The organism is Cobetia sp. BL01 (assembly GCF_056493605.1).
Map to the genome: position 1 here is coordinate 38,266 of NZ_JBVBEE010000012.1, position 14,487 is coordinate 52,752.

At 61.3% G+C, this 14,487-nt stretch carries 11 protein-coding genes; 6 read left to right on the forward strand and 5 right to left on the reverse strand.

From position 1 onward, the window contains the following. Positions 1-3: 3 nt before the first annotated feature. The gene (locus tag ACZYGA_RS15955) at positions 4-897 is read right to left on the reverse strand and encodes a LysR family transcriptional regulator (RefSeq protein ID WP_479399581.1); all 894 of its coding nucleotides are present in this window, start codon (positions 895-897) and stop codon (positions 4-6) included. Between the two features lie 118 nt (positions 898-1,015). On the opposite strand from ACZYGA_RS15955, the gene ACZYGA_RS15960 reads away from it, so the two are divergent. Continuing rightward, positions 1,016-2,227 (forward strand): oxidoreductase, encoded by a 1,212-nt coding sequence (locus ACZYGA_RS15960; protein WP_479399583.1) that lies wholly within the window; start codon positions 1,016-1,018, stop codon positions 2,225-2,227. Positions 2,228-2,337: 110 nt separating this feature from the next. On the opposite strand, the gene arfA is transcribed toward ACZYGA_RS15960, so the two are convergent. Then, positions 2,338-2,517, reverse strand: coding sequence for an alternative ribosome rescue factor ArfA (arfA, locus tag ACZYGA_RS15965; RefSeq protein ID WP_077371234.1), 180 nt, complete (start codon positions 2,515-2,517; stop codon positions 2,338-2,340). Positions 2,518-3,416: 899 nt separating this feature from the next. Between arfA and ACZYGA_RS15970 the strand changes: the two genes are divergently transcribed. Further along, complete coding sequence (locus ACZYGA_RS15970; protein ID WP_479399584.1) at positions 3,417-4,826, forward strand: NAD(P)-binding domain-containing protein; 1,410 nt, start codon at positions 3,417-3,419, stop codon at positions 4,824-4,826. Between the two features lie 140 nt (positions 4,827-4,966). On the opposite strand, the gene ACZYGA_RS15975 is transcribed toward ACZYGA_RS15970, so the two are convergent. The 3 genes from ACZYGA_RS15975 to ACZYGA_RS15985 all read right to left on the reverse strand — a co-directional run bounded on the left by ACZYGA_RS15975 (position 4,967) and on the right by ACZYGA_RS15985 (position 9,398). Continuing rightward, positions 4,967-5,134: a hypothetical protein gene (locus ACZYGA_RS15975; protein WP_479399586.1), complete on the reverse strand. Its 168-nt coding sequence runs from the start codon at positions 5,132-5,134 to the stop codon at positions 4,967-4,969. A 138-nt stretch (positions 5,135-5,272) separates the two neighbouring features. Then, positions 5,273-6,631: an ammonium transporter gene (locus tag ACZYGA_RS15980; protein ID WP_077371230.1), complete on the reverse strand. Its 1,359-nt coding sequence runs from the start codon at positions 6,629-6,631 to the stop codon at positions 5,273-5,275. A gap of 355 nt (positions 6,632-6,986) precedes the next feature. Continuing rightward, entirely contained in the window at positions 6,987-9,398 is a 2,412-nt protein-coding gene (locus tag ACZYGA_RS15985) for a DUF1989 domain-containing protein (protein ID WP_479399588.1), read from the reverse strand. Between the two features lie 274 nt (positions 9,399-9,672). Between ACZYGA_RS15985 and ACZYGA_RS15990 the strand changes: the two genes are divergently transcribed. The 4 genes from ACZYGA_RS15990 (at position 9,673) to ACZYGA_RS16005 (ending at position 14,308) form a co-directional block, all read left to right on the forward strand. Continuing rightward, entirely contained in the window at positions 9,673-10,980 is a 1,308-nt protein-coding gene (locus ACZYGA_RS15990) for a sensor histidine kinase (protein WP_479399589.1), read from the forward strand. Beyond that, positions 10,977-11,864 carry a response regulator gene (locus ACZYGA_RS15995; RefSeq protein WP_479399591.1) on the forward strand — a complete coding sequence of 296 codons (888 nt, stop codon included), beginning with the start codon at positions 10,977-10,979 and terminating at the stop codon, positions 11,862-11,864. Before ACZYGA_RS15990 ends, ACZYGA_RS15995 begins: the two co-directional genes overlap by 4 nt. Beyond that, positions 11,861-12,721 (forward strand): PAS domain-containing protein, encoded by an 861-nt coding sequence (locus ACZYGA_RS16000; RefSeq protein ID WP_479399592.1) that lies wholly within the window; start codon positions 11,861-11,863, stop codon positions 12,719-12,721. Before ACZYGA_RS15995 ends, ACZYGA_RS16000 begins: the two co-directional genes overlap by 4 nt. A 171-nt stretch (positions 12,722-12,892) precedes the next feature. Next, positions 12,893-14,308, forward strand: coding sequence for an NAD(P)-binding domain-containing protein (locus tag ACZYGA_RS16005; RefSeq protein ID WP_479399594.1), 1,416 nt, complete (start codon positions 12,893-12,895; stop codon positions 14,306-14,308). Positions 14,309-14,487: the final 179 nt, after the last annotated feature.

Consider the following 14,487-nt stretch of genomic DNA (forward strand, 5'->3'; position numbering starts at 1 on the left):
TACTCACGTACGCTGAGCTTCCTCTGCGTCAAAACCCGCGATCAAGGCATCCATCAGCATTCTCACCCGGCGCGGCAGAATCGACGCCTCCGGGCGGACGAGGAATATGCTGGTATCGGCACCGTCACCGCGAATGTCTTCCAGCAGCGGGATCAAGCGCCCAGAGGCCAGGTCATCGGCGATCAGGTAGTGCGGCAGACAGGCAATGCCACGCCCTCCCAGACAGGCGGTATGCAGGGTTTCCAGGGAGTTGGAGAGGAAGCCGCAGCGCATCTTGGGCAGTGACGTAAGTCCCCAGGCATTGAAGCCGCCGGGGAGATTCAGGATCAGGCTGACATGCTCCGCCAGCTCCGGTACTGAGCGCGGCGTGCCATGTCTTGCCAGATACTCCGGCGATGCGCAGATGACACGCTGATTGGTGGCCAACCGCCTGGCGATCAGGCCGGGCTCGGGCTTTGCGGTGCTGCGGATGGCCAGATCCATCCCCTCATGCACCAGGTCGACCACGGCATCCGTCAGGGTCAGGTCCAGGATGACCTCGGGATAGCGCTCCATGAAGCGCATCAGCAACGGCATTACCTGCAATTTTCCCAATGCGTTGGAACACGAGAGACGAATGCGCCCCTTGAGTGCACCACTGCCCTCGGCGATCTCCTGCTCCACATTGCGCAGCCGTTCCTGCAGCTCCCGTGTTTCGGCAGCATAGAGCTGACCCGCTTCACTCAGGCGCATCCGCCGAGTGGAGCGAATCAATAACTGCGCGCCCAGGCGCTGCTCGAGATGCGCGATGCGCTTGCTGATCGCCGAGTGGGTAATACCGAGCTGTCGCGCGGCTCCCGTAAAGGTGCCGGCATCGACCACGGCATGAAAGATATCGAGATCCGTATACGTTTTCATATGTTCCATTGGCTCACGGATGCTGTGCTAACACACTGGATTATCACCAGACACTGCCCATGTCACCATGGCATCTGTTCCTTCCATGCCATATTCAGTGCCTAGAGACATCGCCACCATGATAGATCAGCCGACCGCTTCCGCCCTGTTCACGCCCTTCACTCTGCCTTGCGGGCAAGTGCTCGCCAATCGCCTCATCAAGGCCGCGATGTCGGATTCTCTCGGTGATGGTACGGGGCATCCGAGTGACGCCCAGATGCGCCTCTATGAGCGCTGGGCGGAAGGCGGCGTGGCGGCGTCGCTGGTCGGGGAAGTACAACCGGAGCACCACCATGCCGAGAAGCCCGGCAATCTGGTCCTCAATGCGCAGTCCGACCTCGCGGCCTTCACGCAACTGGCGCAGCGCGGCCAGCAGCACGGAGCCGAGCTCTGGCTGCAGCTCGGCCATGCCGGCGCAATGGCCTACCCGCCGACCAGCACGCCACATGGCCCCAGCGCGCTGGATATCCCCGGGCTACGTTGCGAGGCCATGAGTCTGGAGGCCATCAAGGCCTTGCCTGCCGTCATGGCAACCACGGCGCGCCTGGCTCGTGACGCCGGGTTTGGCGGGGTGCAGGTACATGCCGCGCATGGCTTTCTGCTCAGCCAGTTTCTGACTCCCCTCTTCAATCAGCGCACGGATGACTACGGCGGTAGCCTCGACAACCGCATGCGGCTGATGCGTGAGGTGATCATTGCCGTGCGCGAGGCCGTTGGCCACGACTACCCGGTCATGGTGAAACTCAACTCCAGCGATCAACTTGAGGACGGTTTCGAGGAAGCCGAAGCGCTACAGGTGATAGCAGCGCTCGATGAGCTGCCCATCGATTTGATCGACATCAGTGGCGGCACCTACTTCCCCGGCGCCAACTCCGCGTCGGACGCCAGTGCCAGCGGCCCCTACTTCATCGAGTTCGCCAGGCGTGCACGCGAGGTGACGACCCTGCCCTTGATGGCAACCGGCGGCTTCAAGACTCTGGCGCAGGCCGAAGACGCCGTGGCACAGGGCGCCGTCGACTTCGTCGGCCTGGCCCGCCCACTGGCGCTGCACCCGTCACTGCCCACGCTATGGCGAGCGGGAGAATGCCCCGCGCCAGAGTTCCCGCGTTTCAGCGCCCCGCCGGAAGGCGGCGTGACCGCCTGGTATACCCTGCGCCTGACCCAGCTGGGCGAGGACCGTGAGCAGGAGTCACTGGGCGAACTGGAGACGGTGCTGGCCGACTATGAAGCGCGCGACGCCGTGCGCGCCAAGACCTGGAACGCGCACTTCGCCGACTGTCTCCGCGACTGAGCCGCTTCTCGAAGTGCCAGATACGCGAACGCCGCAGCGCTGATGCTGCGGCGTTCGTGTGACCAGCGCCTTAGACAGGGGCTCCCTTCAGAGGCGGCAATGAGGCTTCTTCAAGCGGCGCAATACACACCGACTGAAGGAGCCTCACTGCCACCGCTACCCCCTTGCTGCTTGCCATTGCGCTGGTAGCTGCCCTTGCCCTTGCGCGCTTTCACGACACGCTGCTTAAACATCGGGGTACGCAGCACTGCCTTGAGGGCGTTGTCCTGCACCTTGCGCTTGTGAGTCATGGTGTCTTCTCCTTTGGCCTCTCTGTCACCGGCCCAGTATACGCCCTTTCGCCATGCAGAGTGATCAACCTCCGCTTCCCCCTCGTCGCTGGTCTGGTGAGTGAATAGCCCCGCAGATCCTCTAGAAAATCCTCCAGCAAGGATCATTCGATAATCTGGCACCCTTTTCCTTTCTGATTTCTGTTCTTTCTCCATTCTCATGCCACTCACTACTCCGACACTACGTTCACATCCATCTCACACCCTTATTTACTCCACACCTCAAAATACGATCGCCAACCTGCTTGACAAAGAGGATATTTCAGCCCACCACCCGCTTGACAAATTACGCATTGAAGAGACAGAAAATCATCCACCTTACAAGCGGAATTGCAACACGGAAATCTTCTTTTTCTACACAGAAAAACACGACAGATAACGCCATAGAAAACCACCACGACATAAAATAGATGCTGAAAATCAACAATTTACTAAAAAACAATACCAACCATGAGCCGATAAATCACATCCTTAATCCTGGCCATTCGGGAGATAGACACAATCCAAAATAACCTTACCACTAAATTCTAAATACTTTCATTATCGTGTACACTTCATGCACTCAGAATCAATACCTCACATTTGATATGACGCATCATTTCTGCGAGGATGCCTCACGCTCCGCGAGCAGTAGATGGCTCTCAAGGCAATAAAAAATACGCCTTCCGTGCTCAGGCTCAGCGAAATGACAGGTGGCCAGTCAACTGGATTCCTTACCTTTCCAGGCCACCCAAGCAATGGATAACGCTCATTATTATCGCGTTCCACTACGGGGGAAAAAGCACCTGGTCAACACGACATCCCGCAACGCTGGGTTCACGGAACACGACGCCTCATTACAGTCTCAACAGGAAATACCCATGACAAAACGCATTGCGATCATTGGCGCAGGGCCGAGTGGCCTGGCACAGCTGCGCGCCTTTCAATCTGCCGCTAACAAGGGTATCGACATTCCCGAGATAGTCTGTTTTGAAAAGCAGAGCGACTGGGGCGGCCTGTGGAATTACAGCTGGCGCACCGGTCTTGATCAAAATGGTGAACCCGTCCACGGCAGCATGTATCGCTACCTGTGGTCCAACGGTCCCAAGGAATGTCTGGAGTTCGCGGATTATTCCTTCGAGGAGCACTTCGGCCACCCGATCGCCTCATATCCGCCTCGCGCGGTCATCTTCGATTACCTCAAGGGTCGAGTCGAAAAGGCGGGCGTGCGCAAGTACATCCGCTTCAATTGCCCGGTGCGCCACGTCAGCTTTGACGACACCCGCGAGCAGTTCACCGTCAGTGTCCATGACCAGCAGGCCGATGCGGTCGTTCAGGAGCATTTTGACCACGTCATCGTCGCTTCCGGTCACTTCTCGACTCCCAACGTGCCCGAATTCCCGGGGTTCTCGGAGTTCAATGGCCGTATTCTGCATGCACATGACTTCCGCGATGCGCTGGAGTTCAAGGGCAAGGATCTGCTGCTGATCGGCAGCAGCTACTCTGCCGAAGATATCGGTTCACAGTGCTACAAGTATGGCGCTCGCAGCATCACCACCAGCTATCGCACCGCCCCGATGGGCTTTGCCTGGCCGGAGAACTGGGAAGAGAAGCCGCTGTTGCAGAAAGTGGACCGCGACACCGCCTACTTCCGCGATGGCACCCGCAAGAAGATCGATGCCATCATCCTGTGCACCGGCTACCTCCATCACTTCCCGTTCCTCGATGAACCGCTGCGCCTCAAGACAGCCAACCGCATGTGGCCGCTCGGTCTCTACAAGGGCGCTGCCTGGGAAGCCAATCCGCGCCTGTTCTATCTCGGCATGCAGGATCAGTGGTACACCTTCAACATGTTCGATGCCCAGGCATGGTGGGTGCGTGACGTGATTCTCGGTGAGATCGCGCTGCCCAGCCGCGAGGCCATGCAGGCAGACAGTCAGGCATGGCGTGACCGGGAAGAGACGCTGGACAGCGATGAATCGATGATCCGCTTCCAGGGCGATTACGTGAAGTCACTGATTTCCAAGACGGATTATCCGAGCTTCGATATCGACGGCGTCAATCGCACCTTCCTCGAGTGGGAGCACCACAAGCACGAGAACATCATGACCTTCCGTGACTACTCCTATCGCTCGCTGATGACCGGCACCATGGCCCCGCGCCATCACACGCCCTGGCTCGACGCGATGGATGATTCGCTGGAAGCCTTCCTGGCGCAGCCCGACAAGAGCGCCGGACAAGCAGGCGGCGAGACAGCCGCCGAACGCTCCCTCGCGACTGACAAGGTCTGAGTGACGGACAGGATCTGATTGACTGACGGCCTTGTGTCACCTGACATGTGACATCGGGCCCACAGAATGCACAACGCCGCGAAGCATGGCTTCGCGGCGTTGTGCATTCTGTGGTTGCGGAGCAAGAAGGCCCCGATGGATCAGAAGGTCTTCTTGCTGCGGAATGACGCTTTCTCATGGCGCAGGATATTGACGCTCAACGAGATGCAGACGCCAGCCGCGATCAACAGACTGACCGCCACCATCCCTGAATTGCTGAAGAAGAACGCATAGTTGGCAGCATGTACCGCAGTATCGACAGTTTCCATGACAAGACTCCCGGAGAAGAAAGAAAACGAATCGGCCCGTTCGCTCCGTCACTGGCTGGCAGCCAGACTTCAGGACAGATGGCAACGAACGCTGCAACAAACGAGCCAATCCTCATGCGGGTAATCATCAGAACCGACTCAGCTGATATCGGGACGCTTGTCCATCGGTGCTGCCACTACCCCGCCGGAACGTGCCGGCACGCTGGAAGATGACTCGGTTGCCATGCTCTCCGGGTAGGCCTTGGCCGGCACTTCGAACAGGTCCAGCCCGAGCACTTCGACATGCGGCGGCACGCGCAGCAGGTTGAACTTCTTGAGCAGATAGGCAACGCCCCAACCCGGCACGAAGCCCGTCACTGCCATCACCACCGCGCCTGTCAGCTGCCCGGTGAAGGAGACATCCGGCACGCCTTCGCCGACATTCGGGAAGCCCGCGGCGAAGACACCCACCAGTACCACACCATAGAAGCCGCAGAAGCCATGTACCGCGAAGGCACCGACGGAGTCATCCAGGCCACGCTTCTCGAGCAGCGCGCCAATCTTCGGCATCAGGGCGCCACCGGTGACGGCCAGCACGAAGGCCAGGCCCGGGTTGTAGAGATCCAGCCCCGCCGCGACGGTGATGATACCGCCCAGCGCACCGGACATGGTCCAGAAGGGATCACGCGAGGACAGATAGGCACCGATCACGCCGCCACCGAAGCCCATCAGGGTATTGAAGGCGAAGGCAGAGAGGTTGGTGCGATTGCCGTAGATGGTGGTCCAGCCGATGTCACCGGTGTTGAAGATGATGCAGCCGCCGAGGAAGCCGAAGAAACCGACAATGATCAGCATCAGCCCGATCAAGGTCATCGGCATGTTGTGCGGTGCGATCACCTGCGGCTTGCCATCGTCACTGTACTTGCCGATACGCGCGCCCAGATTGAGCAGCACGCCCAGCGCGAAGAAGCCAGCCACGGCATGCACCACGCCCGCCGCGCCGACATCGTGGTAGCCCAGCTTGTGCAGCATCCAGCCATCCGGATGCCAGCCCCAGGCACCCGCCAGGATCCAGACACCCGCACCGAGAATCACCGCCAGCAACAGGAAGGCGCCCAGGCGGATGCGTTCGATCACCGCGCCCGAGAGAATCGAGCCCGTGGTCGCACCGAACAGGGCAAAGGCCGCGAAGAAGATACCGGTGCCCATGTCATCGGCGTCCGGGCGCATGCTCGCGCTCCACGGCAGAGCGGCGGAAGCCTCGATGGGAATCAGCCCATTGGGGAAGGCATTGTAGATCCACCAGCCCACGAAGTAGAAGGCGGGGATGATCGAGGCCAGCGTCAGCACGTTCTTCATGCCGGACGCCAGGGCATTCTTGGAACGGGAGGCACCGATCTCGTAAGCCAGAAAGCCTGCGTGGATCAGGAACATGATGGCGGTACACCACCAGTAGAACACTTCGATGTTCATCGCCTGGTGCATATCCAATATGCTTTGCAACGTCTTTTCATCCATCGTCTTTTCTCCTTTTCCGGGCCGGGTCTGCCACCGCATGCCTGCCGATGGAAACCCTGTCTGCCCGAAGGTTGTTGTTGTTTTTCAAGGGGGACCTGCTGGATAAAGCAAGCGACATGCCAGATGACCCCTGATGGCCACCTTCAGCAATACGTTGTTTTCATTGATATCTTATCGAAATCGTGGACACCTCTTCATATATGAAGCCCGGAAATCACCACCTGGCAAGAGGGTGTTCGTTATTGAGGCAGGCAGGCGGCGTCCTGCACCGTGATATGACGTGAGTCGTACTGCATATACGGATCGTCACCGTCCAGCCTCACGCGCGAGGTCTCGGTCATGCGCCATGCATCACTCAGCTACGCACCTTGAGACGCTCAGGATCATGGAAGGGCAATGTCACCACCTCGGCGACGAGACGCTTCTGGTGGCCATCCAGCTGACCGATCTCAAGCTGCGTTCCGGGGCTTGAGAAATCCGGGGCGAGACGACACATGGCGATGGACTGGTTGAGCAAGGGAGAGCGGGTCGCGCTGGTGATCACCCCGACCGGATAGCGGCCGTGATAGACGAGGTCGCCGTGGCTGACCAGCTCGCTGCTGTCCATCTTCAGGCCCATGATCCGATGGCGGGATTCCGGCGTCTCGCGCTGCATGGCCGCACGCCCGACGAAATCATCCTCCTTGCTCTTCATCGGCACGGTGAAGCCGATGCCCGCCTCGTAGGGAGACGTCTGCGGGCAGAATTCATGGCCAGCGAAGATCAATCCCGCCTCTATCCGCAGCATGTCGAGGGCATCCAGCCCCAGTGGCGCGATGCCATGCGGCTCACCGGCCGCCCAGATCGCCTCCCACACGGCCGGGGCGTCATGCGGATGACACCAGATCTCATAGCCCAGCTCACCGGTATAGCCGGTCCGCGACACCATCAGCGGGATGCCATTCGGCCCCGCCAGACGGCCGACCATGAAGCGGAACCAGCCCAGCGTATCCACCTCCGGCTGGGTACGCGCATTCCAGATCAACGGCGCCAGCACCTCGCGGCTCTTCGGCCCCTGCAGCGCGATGTTGTGCAGCTGATGGGTGGAGTCGCGCACCGTGACGCGATAGCCCTGCTGCTCTGCGAGATCCCGCAGCCACTGGCCGCTGGCCGGATCACCGCAGATCCAGCGGAAGGTCTGCTCGCCCATGCGGAACAGGGTGCCGTCATCGAGCATGCCGCCGGTTTCCTGACACATGGCGGAATACACCACTTCTCCGATGGAGAGTCGGCGCACGTTGCGGGTCAGCGCATATTGCAACAGGCGTTCGGCGTCCGGTCCGGCGACCTCGAACTTGCGCAATGCGGAGAGATCCATCACCGCGACCCGTTCGCGACAGGCGAGATACTCCGCCTTGGCCCCCCACCCCTCGTAATGGGTGGCCAGCCAGTAGCCGTGGTAATCGATGTACTGCTTGGTCAAGGCGGAGGTGCAGGGATGGAAGGCGGTGGGCAATGTCATGCGCGGCAATTCCTCGGGCCGGTTGCGATAGGCGATACCGCGGGGGAAGTCATGTTTAGCGGCGTAGATACGCACATGGATATCGGTCGGCACCCAGCCGTTGGCGGCGTCGATGTCGTCCGGACAGGCGGATGAGGCACAGATGAGGTCACGGTCGGCGCGCAACAGCACATAGTCGCCGGGACGTGACCAAGGCTCATCCACCGCCAGGGTGCCGCAGGGCTGTACCCAGGTATTGAAGAAGAAGTTGATGGCCGGCCAGCTGGCACGCTGTCGGATGCCATGAGACGCCGACAGGGCATTGTTGAAGTTGACCGTGCAGCTGTCGTGACCGAAGTAGCCGTGGTGTTCGTAATACTGCGGCGAGCAGGCAAGCATGAAGCTGTCATGACGTCCGACCGTGTCCTGGATCACCTCGAGCATCGGATGCAGGTGCTGATCAAAGAACACCGAATACAGTCCCGGATTGGGCATGCAATGCCCGGACAGGCTGCGCGTGGCGCCGGCATCCAGCCCCAGCTCCTCGCCCCGTGCCCAGGCAGTGGCGTCGAAGGCCACGAAGTCGGAGCACTGACGCCCCGCCACATCGATGATCTGGATCCACTCGCCCTGCTTGACCTCATAGACCTCGACCGTCCCCGCCGCGACTCTCGTCTCCTGGCGGATCGGCGCCAGCGGCACCGGCAGATGTTCCAGCCCCACAAGCCCGGTGCAGAAATGGGACACCTCAAGCTCGGTGGCCAGCCGCTCTCCTTCGATCGTCATGTCACTGCCGGGGGCCAGCAGAATCAGGCGTGCGGCAGGCGCTTCCAGCGGCCAGCGAATCTCGGCTGGCAATCCGGCCGCTGACAGGCGCTGCCAGTGCGATGGCGGGCAATGCGCGACTCCCAGCGCTTCCAGGCGTGCCTGAGTGTGCGGACTCCTGTTGCCGGACGTCTCCTGCGCCTCGCTGGCCTGAGGCTGACTGGCGGAGGCGTGATCTCCCTGGCTGACGACGCTCGCGAAGTGCGCAAGCGACGCCTCGATTGTCGTGCCTGCCCCCTTCACCACTTCGCGGGAGCTTTCCCCGCTCTGCTGTGCCGCATCGGCGGATTCATCCCCCGTAGCCTTCAGTGCCAGCCACTCACAGGACTGCGCACCGTCCACGGATGACACCTGCACGCTATCGCCGGGCGACAGATCAAGTGCCAACACCTCCAGGCCGGCGATTCGGTAACGATACGGCTGGCTCGGCGTGGCTGCGGGTATCTCGACTGCAAGTCCCATCCTGGTGATACCTCTTGTTGTCATGGCAGGCGAGCCAGTCGAAGGAAGCGCTCGAGGGGCAAGCCTGGATCAGATGTGCCTGGATGGTGCATGACCCCTTGCGTCGCGCACCACGTTCTTCATGGTTAATTAAATTCACTCTCAGTAGATACGACGACAATCCATCAAGAGAGGTACCCATGAAGGAGTAATCCATTCGCTGGCATGAAGCTTGCTGGTGTGACACTCGAATCAGGGCGCGCCGCGGGGGCGGCGAAACGACAGAGGAACTCGTATGGCACTCAGTCTCGGCGCATCGAAGACAGGCAAGGCGCCTGCATCGCAAGGGATAGCGCATCGCCTTGATGTCCAGCGCGCACGAGGCTGTCGCGCCGATGCCGAGACTCCCGTTCGCCCTGCTGCCATCCCGCCGCCTGATCTGCGTGACAGACACCACCTCGATGCCATCACCTTGCGCATCGCTACCTGCGCTGACCTTGAGGAGGCGTTGCCATCCGTGCTGAGAGAGCTGCTGGACATGCTGAACGGCTGCCCTGAAAGCGGCATGGCGCACTCCGCGACTTGCGAACTCTGTGTCGTGCATCGCGCACCCGGTCAGGCGACCCATGCGGTGATTTCCCCTGCCGGCATCGCTTTGTCAGCCGCTGCGCGCCATAGATTGCAGGAAGTCGTCAGGAATATCGGTCGCGATCCCGGCGACCGACAGCAGGCGTCTGGCATAGCCGGCACGCCAGGTGGCGTGCTGATCGCCCTCACGGACGCCGCTGACAGAGGGGAGACGGGCAGAGGGGCGACGGGCGATGACTGGTTGTGGCTTGGAGAGCCAGCAGCCGCAGCCCCCTCTCGCGAGACACCGCTGGCCCACGCCGTCATCGACGCTCTGAGCCGTGGGCTGGCATTGCAGCAGCAACAGGCGCGTCACGCCGAAGACAGGCAGGCAGCGGTGGCACAGGCCCTGAAGAACGAACGCCGACAACTGGCGGCGGAGCTGCACGATACCCTCGCCCAAGAATTGAGTTACCTGCAGATGCAGAGCGCACGCCTGACACGTGCCGCCCGCCATGCGCCACAGGAGGTGCAGGCACTGGCTGAGGAGGTGCATACCCAGGCCCGGCGCACCTTCCGCCAGACCCGTGAACTGATCAATGGCGCGCACGCCACCTGGGGAGACGCGCCGCTTGCCTGTGTGCTGGAGGCCTTGATCGAGGAATTCGAGACCCGTTCCAGCATGGTGTTCGAGCTCGACAATCGCATCCAGTCACTGCACCTCCCCGATACCCTGTCCCTGCAGGTGATGTTCATCGTGCGGGAAGCGATGACCAACAGCGTGCGCCATGCCCGGGCCACCCACCTGCGCCTGCAACTGCTCTATCAGTCCTCTGGGCCGCAGCCGGCGGCGCGGGTGTTGCTGACCGTCGAGGACAACGGCTGCGGGTTCGATCCCGCCGAGATCCCCGCCGCGCATTTCGGGCTGGGCATCATGCAGGATCGTGCGCGCCACCTCGGGGCCGAGTTCGCCATCACCCAGCCTCGCCAGGGCGGTACCCGCGTGGCACTGAGCTGGGAGCGCCGCGACACATGACCGCGACACGACAGACACCCTCGACGCACCCGACACGTCATACACTCCCGACAAGAGTGGTACTCGTCGACGACCATCCGCTGTTTCGGCGCGGGCTTGCCGAGCTCTTGAGTGAAGGTGGCCTGTTCGAGGTCGTGGCCGACTTCGATGATGGTGCGCATCTGCTCGAGCGCCTCCCCGCCCTCGCCCCCGAGCTGGTAATCGTCGACTGGCAGATGCCGCAACTCGATGGCCTGACCCTGATGCGCCATCTCAAGCAGCGTGATGCCGCCCTCAAGGTCGTACTGTTGACCGCCTCCGACGACAGCCGTCATCTGCTGGATGCCATCCAGCAAGGGGCGGATGGCTACCTGATGAAGGACACCGCCCCCGAACGCATTCTCGAGCGCCTGCAGGCTGTCATCGACGGCAAGCTGGGGTTGGAGGAAGAGACCTTGCTGCTGCTGGCCAGGCGCCTGCAGCAGGACCACCGCCAGCGCTCGGCACGCGAACATGCACCGCTGGAAGGTGGCGTTCCCACGCCGGGTTCAGCCGTGCCGCTGACCGAGGCGAAAGACGCTGCCCTGACTGACGGCATGGCTGAGGCCGATACGGCGGACTGGCATCGCGGCCTGACCGAGCGTGAGCGCGATACCCTCAAATGGATCGGGCGCGGCCTCAGCAACAAGCTGATCGCGCGCGAGCTGGGCATCAGTGACAGCACGGTGAAGGTCTACGTCAAGAATCTGCTGCGCAAGCTGGATCTGCATTCGCGACTGGAGCTGGCCGCCTGGGTATACGCCCACCCGCTGACGCCAGCGAGTGATGCCAGCCGAGCGCCCGCCGAGGACGCGACAAGCGCCAAAGAGGCCATGACACGGGCCGAAAAGGAGAGCCTGAGATGATGCGCTTTCTCGAACAGTGGGCCTCCGAGACCCCGTCGTCATCTCCTGCCTTGAGCGCCGAGAGAATTCTCAACAGCCTGAGTGATGCCGTGGTCGTGGTGGATGCTGACAGCACGCTGCTCTATGCCTCGCGTGGCTGGCAGGCCCTGAGCGGACAACTGCCGGAAAGTCAGCGGGACATCACTAAAGCCATCTCCCGGGGGCAGACCACGGAGCTGGTCGCGCCCCCTCAACGCCTGCGGGAAGCACTGCACCCCGCAGATCACGCCCGCTGGGACGTGCTGGCCCGGCACGTGTCACGCCGTGAGCGGCCTGACTGCTGGCGATTGCGCATTCTGGGGCCGGACCACCACTATCGCTGGTGTGAAGTCCGTAGCCAGTCACTTTCGCTGGCCTCGCCCTGGCCCGCCACGCTCACTCTGCATGACATCAGCGAGCGCGTGCAGCAGGAGCAGATCGACGCCGCCAACCTGCGCAGCCTGACGCGCCTGATCAAGGGCCTGCCCGCGATGGTCTATCGCGCGCGCAACAACCGCCACTGGTCGATGGAGTACATCAGTGACGGCTGCCTGGCCATCACCGGACTCAGCCCGCGCGACCTGCTCGATCATCCCTCCCTCACCTACGGCGACATGATCCACCCCGAGGATGCCGACCGCGTGTGGGACCAGGTACAGGCCGCCCTTCAGGCACACACGCCCTTCACCCTTGCCTACCGCATTCGTCACCACGATGGCGACGTGCGCCGGGTACAGGAAAAGGGCCATGGCATCTATTCACCTGACGGCACGCCGCTGGCCGTGGAAGGCATCATCTTCGCCGTCGACACCTCGGACCTGGCAGGGGATTCCGCATGATCCGGTGGGTATGGCACCGGCATCGCATACTCCTTTATGGCTACCCTTTCCGAGCAATGTGCAGCCAGGTCACATCTCGCTAGCCTGTTTCGTTGTCAGTGTTTCTCGACGTCATCACGTCACGAAACCTCAGGTAACGCATCAAGACACAACAAGAACAGGATGGTATCCATGACCCAACGTATCGCGATCATCGGCGCAGGCCCCAGTGGACTGGCTCAATTGCGCGCCTTTCAATCCGCAGCCGACAAGGGCATCGAGATCCCCGAGATTGTCTGTTACGAGAAGCAGGATGACTGGGGTGGTCTGTGGAATTACAGCTGGCGCACCGGCCTGAATGCCCACGGCGAGCCGGTCCACGGCAGCATGTATCGCTACCTGTGGTCGAATGGTCCCAAGGAGTGTCTCGAGTTCGCCGACTACTCCTTTGAAGAACATTTCGGGCGCCCTATCGCCTCCTACCCGCCGCGCGCCGTGCTGTTCGACTACATCAAGGGGCGTGTCGAGAAGGCTGGCGTGCGCAAGTACATCCGCTTCGGCTGCCCGGTGCGCCAGGTCACCTTCGATGAGACTACCCAGCAATTCACGGTCAGCGTGCATGATCAGGCGCTCGATCTGGTGACCAGCGAAGAATTCGATCACGTCATCGTGGCCTCCGGACATTTCTCGACACCCAATGTGCCGGAATTCCCCGGATTCTCGACCTTCAATGGCCGCATTCTGCATGCCCATGATTTCCGCGATGCACTGGAATTCAAGGGCAAGGATCTGCTTTTGCTCGGCAGCAGCTATTCCGCGGAGGACATCGGCTCGCAGTGCTACAAATACGGTGCGCGCAGCATCACCACCAGCTATCGCACCGCCCCGATGGGCTTCAAATGGCCGGACAACTGGGAAGAGAAGCCGCTGCTGGTGAAGGTCGATCGCGATACCGCCTATTTCAGTGACGGCAGCCATAAGCGAGTCGATGCCATCATCCTGTGCACCGGCTATCTGCATCACTTCCCGTTCCTCGAGGAGTCGCTGCGCCTCAAGACTGCCAACCGCATGTGGCCGCTGGGGCTCTACAAGGGCGTGGTGTGGGAAGAGAATCCGCGCCTGTTCTATCTCGGCATGCAGGACCAGTGGTACACCTTCAACATGTTCGATGCCCAGGCCTGGTGGGTGCGCGATGCGATTCTCGGCACCCAGACACTGCCGGCGAAAGCGGCGATGCAAGCCGATAGCCAGGCATGGCGCGAGCGTGAGGAAACGCTGGATAGCGACGCGGCGATGATCATCTTCCAGGGTGACTACGTGAAATCGCTGATCAGCGAGACCGACTACCCGAGCTTCGATATCGATGGCGTGAATCGCACCTTCCTCGAGTGGGAGCATCACAAGCACGAGAACATCATGACCTTCCGCGATCACGGCTATCGCTCCTTGATGACCGGCACCCAGGCGCCCAGACATCACACGCCGTGGCTTGAGGCGATGGATGACTCGCTGGAAGCCTATCTGGCCCAGCCGGCCGAGGCCGAGGCCGAGGCGCCATCCGACGAGGAGTCAGCTGCTCAGGCGACGACCACGCCGCTGGCCTCCTGACGCTTTCTGGTCACCTGACGCTCTTGTGAGAAGGAGCTGCGCGGACGACTTGCCAGGCACCAGGCGGAGGGGCTCCCTCCGCCTTTTCATGGCCAGAAACATCAACAAAACCTCATATAGACTCGCATTCATGCAACGCATGTCTTTCGCTGGCGATTGAACGCCTCATTTTCCCGACA